Here is a 25571-nt window from a genome sequence, read left to right on the forward strand (position 1 = left end):
GGTACCTCCCTGCTTAAAACTGCATAATATCATGAGGATTAATATATAAATGAATAAAATCGCCCTTTTTATAAGAACGTAATCCATCATTCTTATCAATATATTTAATCGTTTCTCCCATGCAGTCCAGAGTATATTTTGTAAATACACCGCTGAACTCATGCTCCGTCACCTTACATTCTAATTTTGCATAACCCTCTGCCGGAGCATCCAGACATCGTTCAATTCTTACGAAGCCAGTTTTTTCCTGATCCAGCTTCGCTGCCGTCTGCTGGCTGACAGCTCTAATTGCAGCTGGATTCAGCCTGTTAATATCTCCTATAAAGTTACATACAAACTCACTGGCTGAGTGGTTATAGATTTCATAGGGCGTTCCTACCTGCTCCAGGAAGCCCTCATTAAATACAGCGATTCTGTCTGAAAGTGTCAGAGCCTCCTCCTGATCATGGGTAACATAAATCGTGGTAATTCCAATTTCCTTCTGAAGGCGTTTCAGTTCATCGCGTAAATCAATTCTTAATTTTGCATCAAGGTTTGACAACGGCTCATCCAGACATAAAATCTTCGGTTCCAGTACAATCGCTCTTGCAAGCGCTACTCTCTGCTGCTGTCCGCCTGATAAAGCCGCTACATTTTTCTTCAGCTGTTCATCTGTTATTTTAATTTTTGCAGCTACTGCTCTTACCTTTTTATCAATTTCATCCTTTGAAAGCTTCTGCACTCTTAATCCGAAGGCAATATTATCATAAACGGACATTGTAGGAAACAGAGCATAGCTCTGGAACACCATTCCAATTTCTCGTTTCTCTACCGGTAAATGCGTTACTTCTTTATCTGCAATTTTAATTTTTCCTTTTGACGGTGTAATAAAACCTACTAAAGTCCGTAAGGATGTGGTTTTTCCACATCCGCTGGGACCAAGGAAGGTGAAAAATTCACCCTCCTTGATGTGTAGGTTTAAGTCTCTGATTGCCACAAAATCTCCATATTTAATTTCAATCTGCTCAAATCTAATCATCTTAAACCCCCTGTAAAGTTTAGCCTTCTCAATCTTTATCTGTTACTGAACGTACTGAAGCTCTGCCTTTTCTACCCATGCGTCAATATTTTCTGCAATAAATCCCCAATCCAGCTCCTGCGGCTTTAAGGTAGACATTAACTCTTTTACATCCTCAGTTGCATTTGCAAGCGCCTCCTCCTGACAGGGAATGGTTCCGAAGTTATTTGACCACTCTAACTGGATTTCAGGACTTCCAAGCCAGTTCAGAAAATCTACGCAAAGATCATAATTTTCCGTTCCTTTTGCAATTGCAAGAGATTCCACTACATAGGGAACGCCAATTTCAGGAGATACAATATTAAATTTATAATTTCTCACCTTCTGCTCTGTCAGAACACCGGATGCCCAATGCATATCAATCGGCAGAGAACCATCGATTACTGCGCCAATGGAATCTTCTCCAGATGCAATCAGATGTGCATTGCCCAGATATTTTTCAGCGATTGCCCATCCCTCATCAGAAATACCCAAATCTCCATTCGGATCTGCATATCTTGTAATAATACTTGCAAATACCGTTTTTCCAGTTCCGCCGCTTAAACCGTGCAGCTGGTAAAGTCCCTTATATTCATCCTTTGTCAGATCCACCCAGTCTGTCGGAGGATTCTGGTATTCATTGTTTGTAATAATAACCAGAGGGGTTGTTGTTACTGGATAATAATAACCATCTGCATCTATCAGGGATGCATCTACCCCATCTGTCCAGTCTGGTTCCCAGGTCTGGAGCAAATCCTGTGCTTTCAGCTTTTCGAATTCGATACTGTTCAGACCAAAAACCACATCGCAGAGGGGATTGTTCTTTTCTGCAATCATTCGATTCGCTACATCTGAAGCGCCCAGGCCGACAACCTGCACATTATAACCTGCTTCAGCAGCTCGATCCATCAGCCACACATCCCGGCCTTCTGAACCATTGTTTGTATAAATGGTAATCAACTGGCTTTTATCAATCTCGCCTTCTGGTTGACCGCCAGCTGTGCTTTCCGCCTCTGCCGACGCTGCTGTTGTTGCTGCCGGAGCCTCTTCTTTTTTTCCTCCACAGCCGGCAAGAAGAGTGGTAACAGTTGTTGCTGCAAGCAGCAGAGATAACGCTTTCTTTTTCATTTTCCTTCTCCTTTTCTTTGGGAAATCGTATTACATTGCCTGACACTTTGAACTATATCTCATAAATTGAAACGTGTCAATATATTTTTGCCAATTTGCAAAACTTTATTTAGCCTTAACATTGTTTTTTCGTATTTTTTACCAATTAATCATATTACTTTTTATGCATATTGCACATTATATCTTTTTATTTCTCTTAATATTTTTAAAACGTATCATAATTTAGGCCGTATTGGATCTTATCATGCAAACAATACTGTTGCTAAAAAACGCACTTGTTTTAACAGGGACATTTTTCCGCCGCATAGCGATCCTGTCAGAGCGTTTTTTATGTCATAGAATGTGATTTCCTGTGAAATGGAAAGAAAATATACGCAAAAGTGCCGAAAAACCATCTGTCAATGATTTTTCGGCACTCCCTAAATTCTTTCTCTGATTCTATTTTTATTTGCTTCGTTTACTTGTGCGTTTTCTTCCAGCTGTGGTCTTTTTCGTCACCGGAGCTTTTGTTTCCGCTTTCTTTTCCAGCTCTGCCTTCTTTTCTGCTACTGCTTTCTTCTCCGGCTCTGCCTTCTTCTCTGGCTCCGTTTTCTTCTCTGGCTCTGCCTTCTTTTCTGCTGCCGCTTTCTTTTCCGGCTCTGCCTTCTTCTCTGCTGCTGCTTTCTTCTCCGGCTCTGCCTTCTTCTCTGGCTCCGTTTTCTTCTCTGGCTCTGCCTTCTTTTCTGCTGCCGCCTTCTTTACCGGCTCTGCCTTCTTCTCTGCTGCTTTCTTTCCTGCGCCTCCCGTTTTCTTTGCCGGCGCCGGAGTACAGCTGAATACAATAACAGACATGGGCGGAACATCAATGATCATGGAATTCTCTCTTCCATCATATTCCGCTGCCTTGCTGGTCTTCACCCGTGGGTTGCCCTTGCCGCTGCCGCCGAAGGCCTTGTCGTCACTGTTGAAAATCTCTTTATATTTTCCTGCAAAAGGAACACCAATCTGGAACTGCTCATGCTCTACCGGTGCAAAGTTGCACACGAACAGAAGAGTTTCTTCCTTCTTATCCGTTTTTCTCAGGAAGGATACCATATTGTCCTTGCCGGAAATACAGTTAATCCACTCAAAGCCTTCTGGGTTAAAGTCCTCCTGATACATAGCCGGATGGCTCTTGTAAAGGTTATTCAAAGCCTTTACATAATCCTGCATATTCTTGTGAACCGGATAATTCAGAATATCCCACGGAAGCTCCTCATTTTCATTCCACTCAGAAATCTGAGCAAACTCCTGTCCCATAAACAAAAGCTTCTTTCCCGGATGTCCGTACATAAAGCCGTAAGCTGCCCGCAGATTGTCGGACTTGGCCTCATAATCATCTCCCGGCATCTTGCACAGCATGGATGCCTTTCCGTGAACCACTTCATCATGGGAGAATACCAGAACAAAATTCTCGCTGTATGCATACAGCATACTAAAGGTCAGCTCACCGTAATGATGATTGCGGAAATAAGGATCACACTGCATATAGCCGGTAAAATCGTTCATCCAGCCCATATTCCATTTATAATCAAAGCCCAGGCCGTTTTCCTTTACATCACCGGTAATCTGCGGCCATGCTGTAGATTCCTCAGCAATCAGAACTGCGCCTCTGGTCTGCTTTTTAAAGACGCTGTTTAAATGCTTTAAGAACTCTACTGCCTCCAGATTCTCGTGGCCGCCGTAAATATTTGCAACCCACTCGCCGTCATTTTTACCGTAATCCAGATACAGCATAGAAGCAACTGCATCCATACGGATACCGTCAGCATGATACTCCTTAGCCCAGTAAAGTGCATTGGCAATCAGGAAGTTTGTCACCTGAGGACGTCCGTAGTTATAAATCAAAGTACCCCAGTGAGGATGAGAGCCCTGGCGGGGATCCCTGTGCTCATAAACACAGGTTCCGTCAAAGCAGGCCAGTCCATAGGCATCCCGCGGGAAATGAGCCGGAACCCAGTCCAAAATCACGCCGATTCCCTGACTGTGCATATAATCCATAAAGTACATAAAATCATCCGGCGTTCCGTAACGGCTGGTCGGTGCATAGTAGCCAGTTACCTGATATCCCCAGGAAGCGTCCAGCGGATGCTCCATCACCGGCATCAGTTCTACATGGGTATATCCCATACTCTTTACATATTCAGCCAGACGGGGCGCAATCTGCCGGTAATTGTAAAATTCTGATCCCACAATGTCATTGCCCTCTTCGTCCTTCTCCGTATGCTTGCGGATCCAGGAACCAAGATGCATTTCATAAATAGACATGGGCTTTTTCTTGGTATCTGTTTTTTCCCGTGCTGTCATCCACGCGTCATCGCTCCAGGAAAACTTATTCATATCCCACACAATAGATGCTGTATTGGGACGCAGCTCAGAATAATTTCCATAAGGATCTGCCTTTAACATAGGCTCGCCCTTCTGGTTTTTAATCTCAAATTTGTAAATTTCACCTTCTCCCAGCCCGGGAATAAACAGTTCAAACACACCAGAATCACCCAGACGGTTCATCTGGTAACGTCGTCCATCCCACTGACAGAAATCGCCCACTACGCTTACACGCATAGCGCAGGGAGCCCACACAGAAAAGCTGACTCCGGATACCCCGTTTATCACCATGGGATGTGCACCCATTTTTTTGTATACATCATAGAAAATACCTGCTTCGAACTTTTTCAGTTCTGCCTCGGTATACTGAGATGCAAAGGCATAGGGATCGTGTGTTTCCACTATTGTCCCATTGTCATAAGTAATCAGAAGCGTATAGGCAGCCTGATTCTTCCGCGGTATGAGAACTGCAAAAAATCCCGCCTCGTCCTGCTGCTCCATCGGATACTCTTTTCCTCCGGCTGTTATCTTCACTGTCACAGCCTGTGCATTGGGAATGAATGCCTGAACCAGAAATCCCGCATCTGTCATATGCGGCCCCAAAAGGCGTCCCGGCTCCGCGGCCTCTGAATAAACAATCTCTTCAATCCCTGCCCAATCCATCATATCATACAAAACCTTATCCATGAAGCACCCCCCTCACATTGAACGAAACCGTTCGAAGTCCCACCTTCTGACAATCAGAGTACCAGAAAGAACAAAAAGGCCCCAAACAGTTATAATCCGTCTTGTTACCATTTTTTCAAATTTTATTATACCTGATTTTCCGCTACATAGCAACGGCATTACCGTTTCTTTACTTCTTTTTTTCCGAAATTGCCCGAATGGCAATCTGGTCCCTTCCATCCGTAAATAAAAGGCAGAACATTAACTTTAAAAAATAATATGAACCGATGTATCCTGAACCAATTCTAAAAACAGAATATTATCAACCACTTCCGTTACTAAAATCACGGAATGATCATCCTGTACCTTACTGTAAGTAATTTTACGTATATCCTTCCTGTAATCTCCCAGATTTTCAATGCTTATTTTCCCATCACGGAAAAGCTGGCAAAGAATAGCATCATTACTCTTATATGAAACCGGTACCGGCGTTCCTAAAGTAAATAGTTCTCTTAAACTGGCCTCGGCTTTACGCTGAAATTCATAAGTATCACCATCTTGTGAATATATAGTCAATGCCTCTGTTTCCGGATAATACCAGGAAACCACTTCGGCCAAAATTGTGATAGAAACCTCTCCAGCATTCTTCTTTTTTATTCTGCCCGAAGATAACATTTGACCTGGTATCGGCCACTCGTCATAAAACTTGTTAATCCAGTCTTTATATGCATCCATATCAAGTACATCCGACTTTTCTACAAAACGACGCAATTTGTAATTCTCGTTATTGTCATCACTCACCCTTCCTCGTAATCATAAAGATTTCTTTCATAATATTTTTCAAAAATTCTTCATTATCTTTATGGTAATTAAGTTCTGGATTTGTGACCTCGCTTCTTCTTATCCGTTCCTGCAAGGACGATGCATTGACTACATAAGATGGTTTTACCAGACTATCATCCAGACCAAGTTCCTGAAATCTTTGTGGCATATCCTCAAATTCCACATCAAAAACTTCCTTTATTCTTTTTGCCAATGTTTCATTTTCGCTCCAAATCGCATATTCATAAAGAGAGAGCAACACTGCTTTATATGGGGCCTGAAATACTGACATACAGAGGAATATTTTTGAAACAAAATCCATCTCAGGAAGTTCTATAAAATATCTGTCAACGTCCGCTAACAGCATACTTGCTGCAAAGCATTCAGCCTTTCGTTCCTCTATCGTATTATCTCTTTCAATAAAATGATCAAATGACACCTTATCAAAAATAATATGATAAATTTCATGCCATGCTGTAAAATATTGATTTGCACGAGGCAGTGCTGTATTAAGAACAGGTATTATTTTCCCGTTTTTTACAAAAATTGCTCCACTCCAAAATTTGTCTTCAATAGGCATCTGAATCAGACCAAATCCCTGTAAAATCAGTAAAGCAAGCTGCGGTCTTGATGCAACCTTCATAATCGCAGGATTCATCTGTAATTTCATTGTCTGCCCTGACACTTCGTTTCTGATTTCATTATTCTTTTTTATAACGGAATCTATATTCGCAGCAGTTATTAATTCGCTCATACACACACATCCTTAATAATATATTGCACACAGATCAATAACATCAAGAAGCAGGTTGTACTGCTTCTTCGCTGTTTCGCTCATCTCATGTTCCAAAGGGGCATTCTGGGAAAACACTGCTGCTGTAACCGGCCTGGCAGATACAGAATGGTAAAACAACAACTCTTCTGCTGACATATTTAACACTTTCAAAATCTTCTGCAGATGACGATCAAATGTACTTTTATTGTCAATAGCACCATTTAACAATCTATCTAATGTCGGACGTGATATCTCTGCCTTACCGGCAAAGGACACTTTCGTGTAACCTTTATCTCTGATACATTCCTTTAACTTTGAAGCCACCAGACTTCTTTGTTCAAATAATTCATCAAACCTCATTATGATGACCTCCTTCTATTTTCTTATCATTATTATATGCCAAAACAGATGATTCATCAACGTGTATGTAAAATACTTTTTTACATTTTAACATTTATATTGAAATAAACAGGATATGTTTTTCTCTCCCCTCTGCATTATCCTCTATGAAGCAGCAATCCAGATGAGAAGGGCGGCCAGCCCTATGTAATTTCTTACAATGTAAGATTCTATCTCTCCTGTTTTTTATTTTTACCATAAAATATAGTTAAATGCACAATATGTACTATAACAGAAACAGGAGGATTACCTTTATGAAAGCTCTTTACAAATCTGCCCCTGGTCCCGGTCACCTGAGCCTGGAAAATCGGCCTGCTCCTGTCTTAAATGAGACAGACAACGTTCTAATCCGTGTCCGGGCCTGCGCTGTCTGCGGAATGGATCACAGAATTTTTCATGGCTCTTATCCCTGTACGCCTCCATTTATTATGGGGCATGAATTAATCGGTACAGTAGAGAAAGTTCTGAACAGTACAGACTCTGTTCAGCCGGGAGACCGTGTCACCATTCAGCCGCATCTGTACTCCTGCAGTGTCTGTCCTGTCTGTCAGTCCGGATTCCCGCAGTTCTGCAAAGACAAACGTACCGTTGGCATTGATCGTGACGGTGCAATGACCGATCTGGTTGCTGTTCCCTCATCCTGCGTCCATCTGGTTCCGGAAGAAATTCCAGACAGCCTGGCCTGTATTCTGGAACCCTTCTCTATGATCTATGGCAATCTGGTTCCCGCCATCCGCAAAGAAAAAGCAAAAAATGTTGTTATCATCGGAGCCGGACAGGTCGGTATGATGGCTCTCGTTTCCGCAAAAAGCACAGGCTGTCAGCAGGTCATCATCTCCGGAACCACAAAAGATACCGGATACCGATTCTCTGTCGCACAAAAGCTTGGCGCAGACCAGACTATCGACAGCCTTACCACCGATCTCCCAGGTCATATCCTGGAACTGACCGGGGGAACCGGCGCAGACATTATTCTGGATGCCAGCGGTTCTGACACTGCCATTTCTCAGGCAATCCAGGCTGTAAAAAAAGGCGGACTGATTCTGGCTATGGGCATGACAAGAAAGGAGAATATTCCCATACCCTGGGATACCTGTCTCAAAAAAGCCATCCGTCTCCAGTTTTTTATGCAAAGCAATTACGCCTATATGGATGAGGCAATTCAAGCCTTTTCTCATCCATATACGGATCTGTCTCCCCTAATCACAAAAGAAATGCCGCTCAGTCAGTGGAAAGAACTTTTTCAATATATGGATACCCACGATACCTTAAAAAACGTTCTCTATATCGACTGATAAATCAAAATCCCATAACAAACGGACCGCTGCAAAATGAATCATCATTCATGGAGCAGCGGCTCTGTTTTTATGCTTAAAACTGCAGGATTTCTATACATAAAACGAGGGGTATCGCTCAACCATCTGATTTCATGATGATTTCGCGACACCCCCCGTCTGTTTTATTCAGAGGAAATTTGTCATCACATTATCTGCATCTTGAACATACAAAAAGATGCTTTTTTCTTAAAAATTTTCGGTCTAGGAAACGGCACCTGCCGCTTTTTTAGCCTCCCACTGCCGGTATCCATAAAAGGCGGCAAACAGTACGATACCTGTCAGTGAGCTCCAGAAATTAGGTACAATTACCAGACAGATAATTCCCAGATAAACTGCCCGTTCCACCAGTGTAATCTTCTTCTCCACATATCCCTGGAATGCGATAGCCAGAGAGTATGCAACTACCAGACCGGAAAGCCAGGTCATCAGAGTCTGTATATCAAAATGGAACGTTATATAATCCGGATTCAAAGCAAAGGCAAACGGCAGGATAAATCCTGTAATTCCAAGCTTCACTGCCGTAAGTCCCAGTTGAACCGGATTTTCCTCTGCAATTCCCGCTGCCGCATAAGATGCTACTGCTACCGGCGGAGTAATTGCAGATAAGGATGCAAAGTACAACAGGAACAGGTTTGCTGCCAGAACCGGTACACCCAGTCCCGTCAGAGCCGGGGCAATCGCAGTTGCACAAACAATGTAGGCTGCGGTGGTAGGAAGACCCATACCAAGCACTGCACAAACCAGCATACTTAAAATCAGGCTTGGGATCAGCGCGTTGTTTCCAAGCTGAACAATAAAGTTACTGAACTTCAGACCCAAACCAGTCAGAGAAAATACGGATACTACAATTCCGGCAGTTGCACAGGCGCCAACTACTGCACAGAGAGATTTTGCAGCTGCCACAGCACCATCTACTACTCCTTTTATCGTCATCCTGTCTTTCTTATCTAAAAATCCCAGAACAAGAATTGCTGCAATCGACCAGATCGCTGCTTTCATCGGAGTAGTCTTTAATCCGATCATCATAATCAGCAGCACTGCCACCGGAACAAACAGCTTCATTCCTCTGGCCAGAGACTGCTTCAGATCCGGAATCTGATCCTCCGGAAGTCCCTTCAAATCAAAACGCACTGACTCTAAATCTACCATCTTAAACAGACATACATAGTACATCACTGCCGGCAATACTGCTGCAATACAGATTTCCGCATAAGAAATACCGGTAATATCTGCCATTACAAAAGCTGCTGCTCCCATAATCGGAGGCATAATCTGTCCTCCGGTAGATGCAACCGCCTCTACCGCGCCTGCGAATTTTGCCCGATACCCGTTCTTTTTCATCAGCGGAATCGTAAAAGCGCCTGTACTTACTACGTTAGCCACACAGCTTCCGGAAATGGTTCCGAAAAATGCGCTGGCAATTACTGCCATCTTCGCCGGACCGCCTCTCTTGCGCCCTGCTGCTGCAATAGCAATATCCTGGAAAATCTGATCTGCACCAGACACAGCCAGGTAAGCTGCAAACAGTAAAAACAGATATACATTTGTTGCCGAGGTTCCGATAGGAGTACCGTATACGCCCCGATCGCTGAAAATCGACAGGGTAATACGCTGTGTGTTATAGCCTCTGTGGCCAAACAGCCCCGGAATCTTATCACCAAAATACGCATATAAAATAGCAATAATGGCGATAATTGGAAGAACATTTCCCAAAACCCGGCGTCCGCTTTCCAGTGTTAAAAGTGTTACAATAATTCCCAGCACAAACATTTCCTGAGTCAGCTGGTTATTCTGCATCATCTGAGAATAGGCATCAAAATTAAGCACTACATAAAATCCAATAAGTAATGCCAGAGCAATCAGAATCCAGTCAATGATGCGGCATGCTATAATAAATCCTTTTGATTTGTTTTCCCGTTTTCGTCCCAGCGGATAGTACAGAAAAATCAGAACCATTCCAATCATCAAATGCCAAGCATAAAACATAATGCTGGGAAGGGTGAATATCGTATAGTTCCCTACATGAATGAATACAGCAAAAAGGGAAATTGCGATAATAATCCACTTAACTATTTTCTCATAAGATATTTTCTTCTCCAAACCATTTTCTCCTTTTGCTTACTGTAAAATATTCTGCATCTGTGCTGTCAGAAACCTGGCAGCACAGACACAGGCAGTCTGCCTGTAAAATTTTCTTTTTTATCCCTGATATTCTGCAGGAATCAGTTCCTGCGGAACCTCGATTCCCACTTCTTCCAGATATCTCACAACGCCTGCGTGAAGCGGGCAGTTAAAGTTCAGCGTATTTTCCGGAGTTACATTGGTCAGTCCCTTATAAACCTCAACCAGCGGAGGATTGTTTTCCATCAAAGTCTTGGTAATCAGATATACATAATCCTCCGGTACATCAGAACTGGTACATAATACATTCCACTCAATTACAACTGGCAGATCCTCTGTCACACCCTGGTAAGAACCAGCCGGCATATTTCCTGCTTTCATAAAGGAATAGGTGCTGGTCAGATAATTCTGCTCTTCCTCTGTCAGACCGATAAAGGTCAGTTCTTTGGTTGCTTCCAGCTCTGTAATTGCTGCGAAAGGCGGCAGAGAGTATAAGAGAGCTGCATCTACCTGGCCGTCACCTACAGCCGTTGCCGTAGCAGAATGACCGTCGTTAAAAATATCCTTCGGATTTACTCCCATAGCCGGGAAAGCTTCCCTGTATACAGAATCCATTGCTGCGCCCTTGGAACCAAATCCTACAATTTTACCGTTTAAGTCCTGAAGGGTATTCAGATTAGAGCTCTTCAAAGCATAAATTGTCAGGTAAGAGGGATACAACGGCAGCATACCGCGGATCTTATCTAATGGCTTTCCGTTCGTCCACTCTGCTGTTCCATTCATAGCCTCATCAATACAGGAGGTCATGGTTACGCCAAACTCTACATCTCCATTCTGAAGCATGGTAAGATTTGCCGTTCCTCCTCCAGTCTCCTCTGCTGTCATAACAAAATAATCAGGAAGCAGGTTATTCACTACCGTAGCAACACCGCCGCCTACGATATAGAAGTTTCCGCCCGCGGAACCGCCCCCTACGGAATACCGCTCCGGAGAACCAGGAGCTGCTACACCGGCGGTATCTACCGAAGCCGAATCACCGCTGCCTGCCGCTTCCGAAGCTGCGGTACTGCTTCCAGCAGCTTTTGTATCAGCAGGTTTCTCTCCTGACTGTCCTCCGCATGCAGTCAGCGACAGTGCCATTGCTGCGCTTAATACCAACGCCATCATTTTTCTCATATTGTAAGTCCCTCCTCAAGTTTATTCTTTTTCATCTAATGGTGTCAGAAATATACGAATTCCCCTAAATGCCTTTCCTTTCACCAGGCCTCCTCCGTACACCTTACCGTCTCCGGTGGCGCAACTGGCATGGATATGGACAAACAGGGGGCTGGTTTTATCCGGATAGACCTTTGCCAGATTTTCATCCATCCGCTCCCGTTTCATCACCTCGCCGTTAAAGCTTAACAGCTCAGCGGCCCTTGGACATTCATTTGTTGCCAGATTCATTGGAATACTGTTGTCAATCGGTGCGTTGTAAGCGCTGTCAATAATGGATCCTACGGCACCTACAATAAAGACCTCCTCCCAGCCTTTCTCCAGAATATAACCAGAGATCACCTGGCGAATATCCTCTCCCCGGTTGACCGTCACCTCATATAACCCTTTCATTCCTTTCTCCTTAATGCTCCACCTTTTTCATTGCCTGACTGGCTGCTATCAGAATCGGATCATAAACCGGTGCCACGGACGGAGAATAGACCAGATCCAGCTCATTAATCTCTTCTACTGTCATTCCGCAGGTTATTGCCACCACAAAAACATTCATTCGTCCGGCAACACTTTCGCTTCCGATTCCCTGGGCACCCAACAGACGCCCGGTCTTTTTATCCAGTATCAGACAAAGCTTATTGTCCCGGCTTCCCGGATAGTAGGATGCCCGATCGCCTTTGGTAATAACAGAACTTACTGCATCATAACCGGCTGCCTTTGCCTGGCTGAGAGTAAGACCGGTTGCTGCAATATACAAATCAAACACCTTTGTCACCATGGAGCCTAAAACTCCTTTAAAGGTTTCATGGCCGCCTGCCACATTGCCCCCGGCAATTCTGCCCTGCTTATTGGCTGTAGTCCCCATGGGAACATAAGCTGCCTCCCCGGTAATTCGATTCTTCATCTGCACACAATCTCCGCATGCATAAATACTGGGATCTGATGTCTGCATCTCATCATTCACTGCAATTCCACCCTTTATTCCCAGCTCCAGTCCGGCTTTCTTCGCCAATTCTGAATTCGGCATTACTCCAATACTCATTAAAATCAGATCTACCTGTATCTCCTGGCCGTTTCCATCCCTGACTCCTGAAGCCGTTTTTCCGTCTGTCAGGATTTCCTGGACACCTGTTCCCAGATGAACGTGGACACCATGATTCTCCAATGTTCTTAAAACCTCCTCAGAAAAGCTTTCCTCTAAAAACGGAAGCAGTCTGGGCATCATTTCATAAATGTGAACCTCTACACCGGACAATGCCATTTCCTCTGCCACTTCCAGTCCGATGAATCCGCCGCCTACAATCACAGCCCGCCCTTTGGACTCTGCCCTGACTGCATGCTTTAATCTGATTCCATCCTCTACTGTCCGCAGATAATACACACCCTCCGCATCCACTCCGGGAATATCAGGCCGAATCGGACGGGCTCCGGCTGCAATCACCAGTTTATCATAGGTATGTACCGTTTCCTCTCCATTGTCCAGATTTTTTACAGTCACTGTTTTTCCATCCCGGTCAATGTCTGTCACCTCAGCATGGATATACGTCGGCACTCCCCGCTTATTCGTCATCTGCTCTACAGTCAGGCTCACCAGATCATCCGGCTCTGCAATCATTCCTCCCACAAAATATGGTAAGCCGCAGGCACCGTAACTGATATATCCAGATTTTTCAAAAACCTGAATCTCCATCTCCGGTTTCACACGCTTTGCTTTGGAGGCGGCGCTGAGACCAGCCGCCGTACCTCCAATTACAATCAGTTTTTCAGACATATGGATTTCCCTTTCCGGTTTGCTTATTTTACACCATACTTATCAATAACGCCCATCTCGCCCATCATCTTTTCCAGATTTGCCAGTTTCTGTCCTGTATACTCCTCATAAGGCTTTCTTAAATGACCGCCCGGAAGTCCCAGCACCCGTAAAGCTGCTTTAATAACAATCGGGTTGCTGAAGGTGTAAAGCTCCTGCAGAAGCGGGAACCACTTAAAATATTCGCTCCGGCACTCTTCAATAATCTCCATGCTGGTCCACGGTCTGGAATATAATGCTGCTTCTTCCGGAATAATATTTCCTCCAATGTTTGCAGTTCCGGTTCCGCCTACACCCAGAGTCGGGATTACGATAGAATAGTGCGGATAATCACAGCACATGATCTTCACTTTTCCTTCGCACAGTCGCTGTACCTGCACTAACTGCTCTACGCTGGGCATTGCCTCTTTATCTACTACAAAATTAGGATGTGCATCAGAAAGCTTTTTAATCGTTTCCGGCATTACCTGTACACCAAGACGGCTGGGGTTATTATAAATACCGCAGGGAATGTCTACTGCACTCATACAGGTATCCAGATGCGTGTGAGCTGCATGCTGATTAATCAGAACATAAGGAGGAACTGTGAAAATTACGCCATCTGCCCCTTCTTTCTCACAGTACTGAGCAAACTCTACACTCATTTCGGTAGTGAAAGAAGCTGCACTGAAGAACACCGGAATTTTTCCCTTTGTCATAGAAATAACTTCTTTTACAATAGCCTTCTTTTCTTCCTGTGTCAACAGCGTTACTTCGCCGGCAGAACCCAGAATAAATAACTGGGATGTGCCGTACTTGATCTGACGATTGATCAGTGTCTCAAATCCCTGAAAATCAATTTTGTTGTCCTCCGTAAACGGAGTCGGCATTGCTACCCAAGAACCCTGTAAATTTGTCATAACGATTCCCTCTCTTTTCTTTTTGATTTTTATAATTATTTTCATTCTGCAATCCTTTAGAACCGGCTCTGAACAGCTGCAGAATTTATTTCAGTGCAAACCGATTGGTATCAAAACCTTCCGCTGCAGGAACCTCTGTTTTTCCATCTACAATTAAATCTGATACCAGCTTTCCTGTAGCAGGCGCCAAACTGATTCCGTCTCCTTCATGACCAGCTGCCATAAAGAATCCGGGAACCCCGTCCACATAACCAATCAAAGGCCGTCCATCTGGAGTGTAAGGCCGCAAACCGCCCATAGTCCGGATGATATTGAGATTTTTCAAACCAGGAACCAGGTGTACGGCATTACTCAGAATGGTACTCAAACCATCTACCGTATTGGAGACATCATACCCTACAAATTCTCTGGTTGCTCCAAACATCACATTGCCTTTTTCTGACTGGGTCAGACATAAGCCAACTCCCAGCTTTGCTTTCATTGATGTATCTTTCTTTAAAACCTCCGGATGATGCTTCGCTACAATATATCTTGCATTGATCACGCTTCTGTGAATAAATTCAGGCACTGCCTCTGTTATAAATGCCTGGCCGCGTCTCGGTGTAATGGGAATCTTCAGTCCAGCCATTGCTCCGATTTCCGGTGCCCATACGCCTGCTGCATTGACTACTGTATCTGCGTAAATGGTACCCTCCTGCGTTTCTACGCCTTTTACAGCACCATCTTCCATCACCAGTCCGGTTACCGGACATCCTGTTTTAATAACAGCCCCTAACTCTTCCGCCTTATCTGCAAATGCCATGGTCAGCATATACGGATTTACCTCACCGTCCCAGTCACAGCAGGCTGCTGCAACAAAGGCATCCGGATTCAAACCGGGCTGCATTGCAAGAGCTTCCTCTTTTGTAATAATTTTAGAAGGCAGTCCCAGTTCATTCTGCTTTTGTACAATTTCCTGCATTACCTTCAGTTCCGGTTCTGATTCAATCAAAACCAGGTATCCCTTTTGTACAAACTCCAGTTTTCGTCCCAGCTCCTGTTCCAGCTTCTTAAACATCTCCAGGCTGTAAATGCCCAGAACCAAATGTTCATTGGGAGCCTTGGACTGCAGAAGAATTCCCTGATCACAGGCTCCGCTCGAACCATTTACCAGGTACTTTTTTTCCAGCAGAATGACTTTTTTTCCTCTCTTCGTCAGATAATAGGCAATGGCACTTCCAATCACTCCACCGCCGATAATGACTACATCAGTCCTCATGCGCTGCCTCCCTTCCCTCCTCTTCCAGTCCTGCGGCCATATCTCCAATATTCAAAAGACGTACAGGAAAACGCTGGAAATGGCCGTGGCAAAGATCCAGATCTATTTTCTGCTCCCGCAGCATTTTTTCAATGTTTTTTCTGCAGGTCATCCCCTGACATACCCCCATGCCTGCATGGGTTCTCATCTTAATCGCCTTTAAACTGTCTGCTCCTGCGGCAATCGCCCGCTTAATATCTCCCACTGTAACCTCTTCGCAGCGGCATACATAAATATTATCATCCTCCGGCTTCCACTCATTCATCTGCGTTCACCTCCTGCCCGGCAACAAAATGGCGATTAATAAAGCGAACTTCCATCACATATTCTTTCGGGATTTCTACTGTAACAATTGCCGTATGATCAAATGCCTTCGCTGTTCTCACCTGATGAACCACTCCCTTTGTCACAAACTGTCCCAGACGATCCGTACAGTCTACTGTCTGGCCTTTAACCGGCAACGGCACATATTCATAAGGGAAGCTCACTAACGCTGTTTTCTCACTGTATACTGCATTTAAACCGAAAATAGCCAGTCCGGGACATCTCGTCATACAGATTCCGCAGCCGTTACATTTTTCCTCGTCCAGTGTAGGAAGACCTGTGATTTCTTTTCCTACAGTTATGGCTCCCCTTGGGCATGCCTCTTCACAGGGGTTGCAAGGAATCTGCTGAAGACATTCAATACAGGCCACCGGTCCCAGCTTCATCCGCTCTTCTGACGGGATTCCAGGTCCACTCAATCTCGTTTTATTCATACCTGCACCCCACTTTCTTCCCATTCCTCATAATCCCGCTCTATTTTTGCCTTGGCATCTGCCCTGCGGCTTCCAAACTGTCCGCTTCTCAGAAGATTTAAACGCTCATGAATTTCCCGCTGCTTTTCTTTGGCTGTTTCTTTATCTAAATAGCCCAGGCTTTCTGCCGCTGTTACGCCTGCCAGCCTTCCTTCCTCCATAGCGGTACTGGCTTCCTCTACTCCTGCAATATCACCGGCAACATATATATCCGGGTTTGTGGTTTTCATTCCATCATCATGCATTGGCACTACGCCGCCCAGAGCAGGACTTACAGTCATTTCACAGCCTCCCAGCTCTGCCAGTTCCGTCATGGGAGTCAGTCCCACTGCCATACAAACCGTATCTGCCTCCAGTACCTTTTCTGTTCCCGGCACCGGATGGAACTGCTGGTCAAGCTGAACAAGCTCTACTTTTTCCACCCCGTCCTTGCCTGTTACCTTCTGAACTGTGTGAGAAAGATAAAAAGGAACGCCGGCCCTCTTCAGCTTATTGGCATGTACCCCATAACCTCCAATCGCCGGAGCTGCCTCAACCAGTCCCACAACCTCTGCTCCGGCCTGAAGCAGCTGATAGGAAACAATCAGTCCCACATTTCCGGATCCTACCATAACCACTTTCTGTCCCGGCAGCACATGATGCAGATTGATCATGGTCTGCGCTGCTCCTGCCGTCATAACACCCGGTAAAATGGAACCCTCAAAGCACAGATTGTTTTCATTGGCTCCTGTAGCCAGAATAATCTTTTTTGCATGAAGCTTTTTCACGCCATCCCTGCTTCCATAAAGCACATGGTTTTCTGAAAAAATTCCATATACCGGATATCCCAGCTGCACCTCTACTCCCAGTTCCTCAGTTTCCTTCAAAAGCATTTCTCCAATTCGAAATCCTCTTGTTCCCGCCCGGTGTACTCTGGAACCGAAAAATTTATGAATCTGTTTAAAAAGCTGTCCTCCCGGTCTTAAATTCTCATCAATTATCATAACCTGAACACCGGCCTTTGCTGCCTCACAGGCTGCAGACAGACCAGCCGGACCAGCACCTACAATCAAGAGTTCTACTTCCCTCATTCTCGTCCCTCCCATTGTCCAAGGCCTTTCTGAGTTTCCACTACCATTCCCTCACGAACCGGAGTCACGCAGGTTCTGGTGTTCGGAACTCCATCTACCACCATTTTGCAGTCATTGCAGCGTCCGATTCCACAAAAAATTCCTCTTGGCTGATCCTTTTTTTCCGTGTGTCTCATAATGCGTACACCTGCTGCCAAAAGAGCCGCTGCCACCGGTTCTCCCGACACTGCCGGAATTTTTTTCCCGTCATAGATGATGTATGTATCCGGCTCACGAAGCTCTTCCAGAATCGGATGCTCCATCACCCGATATGTTTCTCCCATGTAAAATCCCCCTTTCTTTTTCGTTTCGGCATTTTGTCTGTAATGCCAGTATTTTCACTCATCCCGCTTTTCTTATCATGTCATTTTGCACTGTTTTTTAATTTTTTTATTGATTTTATAGTGCAAAAAATAAGTTCATGTACGTATCATACATGAACTTCTTTATTTATTCTATCTATTGAAAAACATTGTTGCAATCGACTATTTGTATAAAATGTTACACTTTTCGCTTTCTTGTTCTATTTCTTTTACCTCAGCTAATATTTATCATCCTCCATATTCTTGGCAAATTTTCTATACTCTGCCGCATTGATCTGAATCTTATGATTCAGCATTCGGATAAAACCTTCTGCACACATCTCACTGATCAATTTGCTCACCGTTACTCTGGCGCCGCCCACAATCGTACTGAGTTCGTACTGCGTATAAGAAACATTCATTCCATACCAGGCTCCCTCAATCAGCCTGGACGTATCTGCTGCTGAACAGAATAAAAGCTTCAGCCTGTCCTTGCAGGAATTAAATGTAATGTTCTCAATCTCATGGCGCATAATCAGCATCTTCTTGGAATAGCTGCACAAAATAGTTTCACGAAACAGCTTATTCGTGTCCATCAGATAATCATACTCCTGAAGCGGAAGCTTATAAAGAACACTTTTTACCTCTGTTTTTGAATACAAACCTGTGGGTTCTGACAAAGAACAGGGCGTTTCTCCATAAAACCAGCCTGCTGCCAGTGTATATAGAATCTTTTCTGTTCCATCCAGCGACATCATATAATGGCAGGTACGCCCGCTGGCAACATAATATACCCCATCCAGAATCATTCCAGGCTCTAAAAACACCTTTTTTGCCGGATAAGTTAAAATTGTAGATCGCTCCTGAATTAATTTCTCTAAATCCTTTTGTGTCTCGTTCGGTTTTGTCAAACTTGATTTACTCCACAACATACCCTGTTTCACTCCCTTTTCGGAAAAATGTTTCAATCTATTTTAAGTATTTTATCATGATTTACAGGCTTCGTCAAATTCCATGGAGCAATAAATTGTATCTGAATTCCATAAGAAAAACCCTGGAGTTACATCCCCAGGGCTTTCTGTTAAGCCAGCTGTCACTATCCATCCATTTCAAATGCAGAAGCTGGTTTCTTTACTTCTTTTTTTCCGAAATTGCCCGAATGGCAATCCAAATCAGAAGAGCTGCCAGTCCAATCTGAACGACCAGACTGACGGATGCCCAGTGGGTAATTACCGCTCCCTCCATTTCATTTCCAAACCACTGACCTGCGTTGACTGATACCCGTTCCCGTCCGGTCAGACGACTGATAATCAAAAGAAAGGTTGCTGCCGGATTGGCCAGCAGAAGATAAAGGCAACCGCCGGAGCCCCTCTGAATCACCGCCTGTCCGGCAGATGCCAGATACGCATCCAGCCGCATACTTCTCATATACCAGACAAAATAATTAACTGCGCAGGTTCCTACCATTACAACTGCTGTAATTCCGTAGGTTGCCACTGTCGCAATCGTTGTGCGGCTCGCCAGGGCAGAGCAGCACACACCCAGACTGCCAACCAGCAGGGCTGCTGCCGCAAAGCACAGCAGAAGAATCAGAATATCCGCCAGGGTAATCCCCCCATATACAAATACCATGGCAAGAACCGGAAAACTGGATGCCACCAAAAGAGCCATAGTGCTCAAAGCTGCCATCAGCTTTCCCACTACAATCTCCCATGGGCGCATTTTCGTAGCCATCATCAGCTCCAGCGTTTTTCTCTCCCGTTCTCCACTGATACTTCCTGCCGTTATGGCCGGCATAATACAGATCAGCATCATAAACTCCAGGGCAGCCACAAACAGATACAAATCCAGAAAGCTGGTATACTGCACCTCTGCAGTCAGCCGAACCTGTGCCAGAGTCGAATACATATTCAGCAGGGCAACCAGAGCCAGAATTCCGTTAAAAACCAGAAGAACCAAAGCCAGACGAATGCTTCTGGCGCTGACCATAATCTCCCGCTTATAAACCGGATTCGTCTTCATAGGACAACACCACCTTTTCTTTCTGATCATCTGTAATTTCCATGAAAACTGCTTCCAGGCTTCCAGGCTCCCGGCTAAAGCCAAGAACCTGAACGTCCGCCTCAACCAGCTGCCGCAAAAGCTCACTTTCCTGTCCGGCACTTCCTGTAAAACCTGCCATAATACTTCTATCCTTTACGGTAATTGTCCGCACCAGCGGATGCTCCTTTAATACCCTCAGCGCTGTTTCCATATTTTTGTGAATCGTAATCATCACCGGTCTGGAGGTCTGAATCCGCTCTACAATCTCCGTCATGCTTCCGCTGATTACCATTTTCCCGCTTTCAATAATCCCAATGTGACTGCAAAGCTCCGACAGCTCTGACAGCAGATGCGAACTGATTAGAATGGTTTTTCCCTGCTCATTCAGTTCTCTGACAACTCCCCGAAACTCGATCCTGGTTCTGGGATCCAGCCCGCTGGTAGGCTCATCCATAATCAGCAGCGACGGATTGTGGAGCAAAGCTCTGGCCAGCCCAAGACGCTGCTTCATTCCCCGGGAAAGGCTTTCAACAAAAAAGTCTGCCTTTTCCCCCAGTCCTACCTGTTCCAGCAGCATACTGGAACGTTTTCTTGCCTGAAAGCCCTCCATACCGTAGCAGGCAGCGAAAAACTCCATATACTCAGACACCTTCAAATTGTCATATACCCCAAAGGAATCCGGCACATAGCCGATTTTCTCTCTGAGGCCATAGGGATCTGCGGCTGCGTCCATTCCGTCTATCTCTACAGTTCCGCTGTCGGCTCGCAAAAGTCCTGTCATAATCCGGATCGCAGTAGTCTTTCCCGCTCCGTTCGGCCCTACAAAGCCATAGAGCGCCCCGTCAGCAATCTCCATATCCAGTCCGTTTAAGGCATGGTATCCTCCATATGCCTTCCGAAGATTTCTGATTTTCAGCATCAGCGTTCCCTCCCTGCAACCATCGGCATCGGAAGCTGCAGATCATTGTAGCCTGCAATGCCGTCATATACATACCGCACAGTCAGCGTATTTCCCGGAGACAAATAGGGGCGAAGCTCCTCCACATCCAGCGTCTGTCCCTCCAGCTCCATTAAATCAAAATTACCCGTTCCGTAATTATAAAAATAAATACTTCCGGTAAACGCATCAGTAAAGCTGTTTCTGTCTGCCTCCAGAAATTCTTCATTAACAGATTCAAAAGTCAGGCTCTCTACATCTATATCCTCACCCAGCTGATACTCCAGCGTCAGCGGCTCCATACCCGCCATGGAATTAACAGCGGAATCATAGCTTCCACTCACTACCTTTGGCTCCTTCATCAGCACAGACCGATACAGAGAGCGATCTCTGGATGCATTGACCTCCATCGATGACGTCAGCATGGTAACTCCATAGGTTTCCGCTGCCTTGTCCTTCAAAAACAGAGTTTCCTCCTTCTGACTGCTGAATGCAATCAGCCGCGCATCTGCCGTATAACCGGTCAGATAGTTGTCCATGTAAAACTTCAGCAGATTTGACCGCTCCATAGCCAGCAGATATTCTTTATTGTTAATATCCGTTGCGCCAAAATCCCGCTCTCCGGTAATCCGGTCAGCCACCACGTAGGAATTGCCCAGCGGGAACCGCATCAGCTCATAATCTGCCAGATTTTTTGTCTCTCCCGCCTCCATATGGCCTAACAGCACCATGTTTCCATACAGCATTACTGCCGCATTCTCTACAGGGAACGGGAAATGGTTGGTCACACTTCCTCCGATTTCCCCTTCAAAATAATCCACCGTTCCGTCAAATCCAATCTGCTCCACATTGTCCGACTTGTTCTCCAGCCGGAAATACCGGGAGGTAAAGGCCGGAATGTTCTGTCCCTGAATCCGAACATGCTCCTCTGTAGCTACGATTTCAGTCTGCCAGGGAGTTTCCGCTGTCAGCTCCTCCCAGTTGCCATATCCGCCCCAATAGCTGCTGGTAATGGGAAGAACCGAATACTCCGGAGCCAAATCCACATAATAAGGACGGTTATAAGGATTTCTTACATTGACATAAGTAGTGTCCGTAACATAATCGCTGGTCACATCACGGATCGATGCATAAGTAAAAAATGTAGAACGGAATCTGGTGGAAATACCCATCATATAAATAATACCTGCAAATACCAGCGAAAGAACCAGCACGCCCCGCCGATAATAGATCTGCAGATCCCAGTTTTTCAAAAACAGATACAGGCCCGGCCCCAGCAAAACCAGATATATGGCCGTCACTGCCATATATAAAAACAGATTCGGCAGCTTATCTACATCGCCAGTATCAATCAGCGTCTGCACAGACCAGTATCGATCAGAATTGCCGCTGTACACCAGCTCTGCCAGACGGTTAATCCTGTTTTCGCCCAGGAGACTGGTAAACATAAAATCAAGAAAGGATGAGTTTTTCTCACAAAACGCTCCGATATCCCCCAGATCAAAGGCTGCCACAGCAATAATTCCCTGTTCCTTGGCCGCTGCTGTAAGAAGCGGAAAACCGCTGCTGGAAAGAATCACATTGCCCCCGTGAAGAGAAACATCCACACAGGAAACCGCCAGCATTCCGGCCCCCGGCTCATCCAGAGCAAAATTCTCCCCCAGATTAATATGGCGCAGATTCGGAGCCCCATAAGACTCGTCAAGCAGCTCCGGTGCAAACCGCCCCAGAGTATCGTCCACCCGCTCTCCTGTTCCCAGAATCAGTATGCCGCCGCCATGTACCCAGTACATAATCGCCGCAATCTGTTTTTCCGAAAGATTGCGAAGCTTATAGTCATTTACAACCAGAACGTCCAGAAGATCCAGACCTATCTCCTCCTCCGGAAAATCGGCTTCATCCAGCTCAAAGGTTCTGGTTCTCAGGGTACTGTAATTGATTCCTGCTCCGTCCAGATACGACAGCTCTCCCGGATCATCCGACAGAAGGCCGATATACATTTCCGGCACATCCCTGCTTACATTCAGATTCACAGGCTTATACACCAGAGTTTTTCCCTCTTCTCCTGAAACAGTGAAAAGGATCTGATCCCCGCCGGTTCCCAAGGGAATATAATACCTGGCACTCATCACCTCTCCAGCTCCAGCCTGCACCTGATACTCGTACTGGTACACCGTACCGTCTGATTCCATCGTTTTTGCCTGGAGCATTCCAGAGAAGGCTTCTGTTCCGCTGTTAGAAAGCTCCACATCCACTGGAAGGTATCGTCCGCCCTTAGCATTATTTCCATAGCCATAGCTGACCTCCAGAGAAAGCTTTGCTTCCCCTCTGCTGTTGTCAGATTCTCTTCCTGCTGCACCAGTTACCTGCGGCAGTTCCTGCCTGTCCTGAGCCACCGTGCCACTTACTTCCGGCAGTTCCCGGCCCGCCGTGCCCGCTTCAGCTGCCTTTGTTTCCGGCGCTGCCATGGCTGTTTCCGTCATATATAAAGCACAAAAAGCCAGCCCACCAGCCAGCAGAACAGCCGCCCCCCTGACGGCCCATCCTGCCTTCGATGTTCTGACTGAAAAGTTTCTTTCTTCCTGAGAATTTCGAATGCGGCGTCTCAAATTCATCACCCGGCCTTTCCGAAATGCTCTTTGTTTACATCAAAATTAACCAGAAGCGTTACAGTAAATACTGTACCGTTCAAATCACTTTTCACGTCAATGGTACCTCCGTGCATATCTACGATATTTTTTACAATGGCCAGCCCCAGCCCGGTTCCTCCTGTATGAGTTGAACGGGACTGCTCCACGCGGTAAAACTTGTTAAAAATCAGAGGCAGCTCCTCTGCCGGAATTACATATCCGTAATTGGTCACAGATACCGTCACCGTCTCCGGCCCTGCCGCAACCTTCACCATCACCCGCTTGCCGTCAGCTCCGTACTTAATGGCATTGTTGATCAGGTTGTCAAAAAGGCGGGCCAGCAGATTGCCGTCAGCTGTAATAACCTTGGCCGGAACATTGCTCTGCAGCTCGTAAGAAAGTCCCTTATCTGCAAAATTCGGATAGGATTCCTCCAAAAGCTGTCCTAACAGCTTGATAATATCCACCTGCGACACATGCATAGAAAGTCTGCCATAATTCATCTTAGTAAAGCCAAACAGATCCTCAATCAGCTTTTCCAGCCGCTTTGCCTTGCTGTATGCAATGTCTATGTATTTTTTCTGCATCTCCGGCGGCAGCTCTACCTTTCCGGAAAGCAGCTCCAGATATCCGATAATCGATGTAAGAGGCGTTCTGAGATCGTGCGCCACATTGGTAATCAGCTCATTTTTCGTCCGCTCTGACTCCCGCTCCTTGTCCATCAGCCAGCGGATATCCTCCACCATCTTATTCAGACTGGACGCCATAGAAGAAAACTCATCATCTCCCAGAACCTCCACCGTAGTATTCAAATCTCCTTCAGAAATACTGGTAACAGCATCTGAGATTCTGCTGATGTAGGCAATGGATTTCTCCTGGAGAATCAGAAAAGTCACAGCAAAGATCACAATCCCCACCAGTACATAGCCCAGAACAATCACAGTATCAAAGCGATTTGCCATAGACAAAAATGCATTGCTCCACCGGGCCTCCTCTGCATATCCGGCCAGCATGGAAATATTCGTCACCAGAAATATCTCCACCAGAAAAGCCACCAGAGCGCTGTACACTACATTGGCAATAATCCGGGTGTGGTATCTGTGTCTTAAATCATTTTTTCCCGGAGCCTGATTCTTATTTTTCAATTTTGTATCCTACCCCCCACACTGTGGTGATAATCTTGTCCTGGCGCTCATCCTCCTTCATCTTGCCCCGCAAACGGCGGATATGTACCATAACTGTATTGTTGGCCTCATAAACCTTCTCATTCCACACCTTTTCAAAAATTTCATCGGTGCTGAATACCTTTCCTGCATTGGAAGCCAGCAGATACAGAATATCAAACTCAATGGGCGTCAGCTTAATCTCCTCGTCATAAACCGTTACCTTATGATTGTCCTTGTTAATCGTCAGCCCACGAATGCTGATCTCATTTTTGGAGCTTTCATGGACATTGCTGTTGGGATTCAGCTGGGTATAACGGCGCAGCTGGGATTTCACCCGGGCAGTCAGCTCCAGCGGATTAAATGGCTTTACTACATAGTCATCTGCCCCTGTTCCCAGTCCCAGAATCTTATCCAGATCCGTAGACTTGGCACTCAGCATAATAATGGGAATATTGTTGGTTTCCCGGATCTTCTTGCACATCTCCAGACCATTCATCCCCGGCATCATAATGTCCAGAAGGACCAGATGAATGTCCTCCTTATCCAAAATTGCCAGCCCGTCCTGGGCGTTGGACGCCTTAAATACTTTATATCCATCGCTGACCAGATAGATCTCCACCAGATCCGCGATCTCCTGCTCATCATCAACTACCAGAATATTAGTCTCTGCCATATTGGCTTCCTCCTTGTGTGATTCTTCTCTGTCCGTATGCGGGAATCTGCAGAAGCTGCTGTTTCCCGA

23 protein-coding genes are annotated in these 25571 nt (G+C 45.5%); 1 reads left to right on the forward strand and 22 read right to left on the reverse strand.

Annotated features, from left to right (window positions below):
- Positions 1-13: 13 nt before the first annotated feature.
- The 6 genes from ACESON_RS05480 to ACESON_RS05505 all read right to left on the reverse strand — a co-directional run bounded on the left by ACESON_RS05480 (position 14) and on the right by ACESON_RS05505 (position 7133).
- The gene (locus ACESON_RS05480; protein WP_373108788.1) at positions 14-1018 is read right to left on the reverse strand and encodes an ABC transporter ATP-binding protein; all 1005 of its coding nucleotides are present in this window, start codon (positions 1016-1018) and stop codon (positions 14-16) included.
- A 42-nt stretch (positions 1019-1060) separates the two neighbouring features.
- On the reverse strand, positions 1061-2164 hold the full coding sequence (locus ACESON_RS05485) for an extracellular solute-binding protein (protein ID WP_373108789.1): 1104 nt from the start codon (positions 2162-2164) through the stop codon (positions 1061-1063).
- A gap of 444 nt (positions 2165-2608) precedes the next feature.
- The gene (gene glgB / locus ACESON_RS05490; protein ID WP_373108790.1) at positions 2609-5197 is read right to left on the reverse strand and encodes a 1,4-alpha-glucan branching protein GlgB; all 2589 of its coding nucleotides are present in this window, start codon (positions 5195-5197) and stop codon (positions 2609-2611) included.
- A gap of 246 nt (positions 5198-5443) precedes the next feature.
- Entirely contained in the window at positions 5444-5977 is a 534-nt protein-coding gene (locus tag ACESON_RS05495; RefSeq protein ID WP_373108791.1) for a hypothetical protein, read from the reverse strand.
- Positions 5970-6752: an ImmA/IrrE family metallo-endopeptidase gene (locus tag ACESON_RS05500; RefSeq protein WP_373108792.1), complete on the reverse strand. Its 783-nt coding sequence runs from the start codon at positions 6750-6752 to the stop codon at positions 5970-5972. Before ACESON_RS05500 ends, ACESON_RS05495 begins: the two co-directional genes overlap by 8 nt.
- 12 nt (positions 6753-6764) lie before the next feature.
- Positions 6765-7133, reverse strand: coding sequence for a helix-turn-helix domain-containing protein (locus ACESON_RS05505; RefSeq protein ID WP_177989857.1), 369 nt, complete (start codon positions 7131-7133; stop codon positions 6765-6767).
- A 293-nt stretch (positions 7134-7426) separates the two neighbouring features.
- Between ACESON_RS05505 and ACESON_RS05510 the strand changes: the two genes are divergently transcribed.
- A complete protein-coding gene (locus ACESON_RS05510; RefSeq protein ID WP_373108793.1) occupies positions 7427-8467 on the forward strand; it encodes a zinc-binding dehydrogenase in 1041 nt (346 codons plus the stop codon).
- Positions 8468-8710: 243 nt separating this feature from the next.
- On the opposite strand, the gene ACESON_RS05515 is transcribed toward ACESON_RS05510, so the two are convergent.
- From ACESON_RS05515 to ACESON_RS05590, 16 genes are all read right to left on the reverse strand, one after another.
- Positions 8711-10609 carry a TRAP transporter permease gene (locus ACESON_RS05515; RefSeq protein WP_373108794.1) on the reverse strand — a complete coding sequence of 633 codons (1899 nt, stop codon included), beginning with the start codon at positions 10607-10609 and terminating at the stop codon, positions 8711-8713.
- 99 nt (positions 10610-10708) lie between these two features.
- Complete coding sequence (locus ACESON_RS05520; RefSeq protein WP_373108795.1) at positions 10709-11806, reverse strand: TAXI family TRAP transporter solute-binding subunit; 1098 nt, start codon at positions 11804-11806, stop codon at positions 10709-10711.
- A 21-nt stretch (positions 11807-11827) separates the two neighbouring features.
- Positions 11828-12238: a PCC domain-containing protein gene (locus ACESON_RS05525; RefSeq protein ID WP_373108796.1), complete on the reverse strand. Its 411-nt coding sequence runs from the start codon at positions 12236-12238 to the stop codon at positions 11828-11830.
- Between the two features lie 10 nt (positions 12239-12248).
- Positions 12249-13610 carry an FAD-dependent oxidoreductase gene (locus ACESON_RS05530; RefSeq protein ID WP_373108798.1) on the reverse strand — a complete coding sequence of 454 codons (1362 nt, stop codon included), beginning with the start codon at positions 13608-13610 and terminating at the stop codon, positions 12249-12251.
- 23 nt (positions 13611-13633) lie between these two features.
- The gene (locus tag ACESON_RS05535) at positions 13634-14548 is read right to left on the reverse strand and encodes a dihydrodipicolinate synthase family protein (protein WP_177989875.1); all 915 of its coding nucleotides are present in this window, start codon (positions 14546-14548) and stop codon (positions 13634-13636) included.
- An 85-nt stretch (positions 14549-14633) separates the two neighbouring features.
- Positions 14634-15806, reverse strand: a complete 1173-nt coding sequence (locus ACESON_RS05540) for an FAD-dependent oxidoreductase (protein WP_177989878.1) — start codon at positions 15804-15806, stop codon at positions 14634-14636.
- Positions 15796-16110, reverse strand: coding sequence for a (2Fe-2S)-binding protein (locus ACESON_RS05545; RefSeq protein WP_373108799.1), 315 nt, complete (start codon positions 16108-16110; stop codon positions 15796-15798). The genes ACESON_RS05540 and ACESON_RS05545 overlap by 11 nt, the downstream gene beginning before the upstream one ends.
- On the reverse strand, positions 16103-16603 hold the full coding sequence (locus ACESON_RS05550; protein ID WP_373108800.1) for a 4Fe-4S binding protein: 501 nt from the start codon (positions 16601-16603) through the stop codon (positions 16103-16105). The genes ACESON_RS05545 and ACESON_RS05550 overlap by 8 nt, the downstream gene beginning before the upstream one ends.
- The gene (locus ACESON_RS05555; RefSeq protein ID WP_177989887.1) at positions 16600-17712 is read right to left on the reverse strand and encodes an FAD-dependent oxidoreductase; all 1113 of its coding nucleotides are present in this window, start codon (positions 17710-17712) and stop codon (positions 16600-16602) included. Before ACESON_RS05555 ends, ACESON_RS05550 begins: the two co-directional genes overlap by 4 nt.
- A complete protein-coding gene (locus tag ACESON_RS05560) occupies positions 17709-18035 on the reverse strand; it encodes a 2Fe-2S iron-sulfur cluster-binding protein (RefSeq protein ID WP_177989892.1) in 327 nt (108 codons plus the stop codon). Before ACESON_RS05560 ends, ACESON_RS05555 begins: the two co-directional genes overlap by 4 nt.
- Positions 18036-18292: 257 nt before the next feature.
- Complete coding sequence (locus tag ACESON_RS05565) at positions 18293-18964, reverse strand: Crp/Fnr family transcriptional regulator (protein WP_373108801.1); 672 nt, start codon at positions 18962-18964, stop codon at positions 18293-18295.
- A 220-nt stretch (positions 18965-19184) separates the two neighbouring features.
- Positions 19185-20075, reverse strand: coding sequence for an ABC transporter permease (locus ACESON_RS05570; protein WP_373108802.1), 891 nt, complete (start codon positions 20073-20075; stop codon positions 19185-19187).
- Entirely contained in the window at positions 20053-21015 is a 963-nt protein-coding gene (locus ACESON_RS05575) for an ABC transporter ATP-binding protein (protein ID WP_373108804.1), read from the reverse strand. The genes ACESON_RS05570 and ACESON_RS05575 overlap by 23 nt, the downstream gene beginning before the upstream one ends.
- On the reverse strand, positions 21015-23648 hold the full coding sequence (locus tag ACESON_RS05580) for a hypothetical protein (protein WP_373108805.1): 2634 nt from the start codon (positions 23646-23648) through the stop codon (positions 21015-21017). Before ACESON_RS05580 ends, ACESON_RS05575 begins: the two co-directional genes overlap by 1 nt.
- Entirely contained in the window at positions 23648-24808 is a 1161-nt protein-coding gene (locus tag ACESON_RS05585; RefSeq protein ID WP_177960053.1) for an ATP-binding protein, read from the reverse strand. Before ACESON_RS05585 ends, ACESON_RS05580 begins: the two co-directional genes overlap by 1 nt.
- Positions 24798-25502 (reverse strand): response regulator, encoded by a 705-nt coding sequence (locus ACESON_RS05590; RefSeq protein ID WP_177960052.1) that lies wholly within the window; start codon positions 25500-25502, stop codon positions 24798-24800. The genes ACESON_RS05585 and ACESON_RS05590 overlap by 11 nt, the downstream gene beginning before the upstream one ends.
- Between the last annotated feature and the right edge of the window lie 69 nt (positions 25503-25571).

Origin of the sequence: Lachnoclostridium sp. Marseille-P6806 (genome assembly GCF_964238185.1) — a bacterium.
Lineage (GTDB): Bacteria > Bacillota > Clostridia > Lachnospirales > Lachnospiraceae > Brotaphodocola.

Bases quoted from the DNA above. Each gene is read 5' to 3' on its own strand.
- ACESON_RS05560 (WP_177989892.1), bottom strand. From the start codon at position 18,035: ATGGGAGAAACATATCGGGTGATGGAGCATCCGATTCTGGAAGAGCTT.
- ACESON_RS05555 (WP_177989887.1), bottom strand. From the start codon at position 17,712: ATGAGGGAAGTAGAACTCTTGATTGTAGGTGCTGGTCCGGCTGGTCTG.
- ACESON_RS05580 (WP_373108805.1), bottom strand. From the start codon at position 23,648: ATGAATTTGAGACGCCGCATTCGAAATTCTCAGGAAGAAAGAAACTTT.
- ACESON_RS05485 (WP_373108789.1), bottom strand. From the start codon at position 2,164: ATGAAAAAGAAAGCGTTATCTCTGCTGCTTGCAGCAACAACTGTTACC.
- ACESON_RS05550 (WP_373108800.1), bottom strand. From the start codon at position 16,603: ATGAATAAAACGAGATTGAGTGGACCTGGAATCCCGTCAGAAGAGCGG.
- ACESON_RS05525 (WP_373108796.1), bottom strand. From the start codon at position 12,238: ATGAAAGGGTTATATGAGGTGACGGTCAACCGGGGAGAGGATATTCGC.
- ACESON_RS05520 (WP_373108795.1), bottom strand. From the start codon at position 11,806: ATGAGAAAAATGATGGCGTTGGTATTAAGCGCAGCAATGGCACTGTCG.
- ACESON_RS05505 (WP_177989857.1), bottom strand. From the start codon at position 7,133: ATGAGGTTTGATGAATTATTTGAACAAAGAAGTCTGGTGGCTTCAAAG.
- ACESON_RS05510 (WP_373108793.1), top strand. From the start codon at position 7,427: ATGAAAGCTCTTTACAAATCTGCCCCTGGTCCCGGTCACCTGAGCCTG.
- ACESON_RS05480 (WP_373108788.1), bottom strand. From the start codon at position 1,018: ATGATTAGATTTGAGCAGATTGAAATTAAATATGGAGATTTTGTGGCA.
- ACESON_RS05500 (WP_373108792.1), bottom strand. From the start codon at position 6,752: ATGAGCGAATTAATAACTGCTGCGAATATAGATTCCGTTATAAAAAAG.
- ACESON_RS05590 (WP_177960052.1), bottom strand. From the start codon at position 25,502: ATGGCAGAGACTAATATTCTGGTAGTTGATGATGAGCAGGAGATCGCG.
- ACESON_RS05530 (WP_373108798.1), bottom strand. From the start codon at position 13,610: ATGTCTGAAAAACTGATTGTAATTGGAGGTACGGCGGCTGGTCTCAGC.
- ACESON_RS05570 (WP_373108802.1), bottom strand. From the start codon at position 20,075: ATGAAGACGAATCCGGTTTATAAGCGGGAGATTATGGTCAGCGCCAGA.
- ACESON_RS05545 (WP_373108799.1), bottom strand. From the start codon at position 16,110: ATGAATGAGTGGAAGCCGGAGGATGATAATATTTATGTATGCCGCTGC.
- ACESON_RS05575 (WP_373108804.1), bottom strand. From the start codon at position 21,015: ATGCTGAAAATCAGAAATCTTCGGAAGGCATATGGAGGATACCATGCC.
- glgB (WP_373108790.1), bottom strand. From the start codon at position 5,197: ATGGATAAGGTTTTGTATGATATGATGGATTGGGCAGGGATTGAAGAG.
- ACESON_RS05535 (WP_177989875.1), bottom strand. From the start codon at position 14,548: ATGACAAATTTACAGGGTTCTTGGGTAGCAATGCCGACTCCGTTTACG.
- ACESON_RS05540 (WP_177989878.1), bottom strand. From the start codon at position 15,806: ATGAGGACTGATGTAGTCATTATCGGCGGTGGAGTGATTGGAAGTGCC.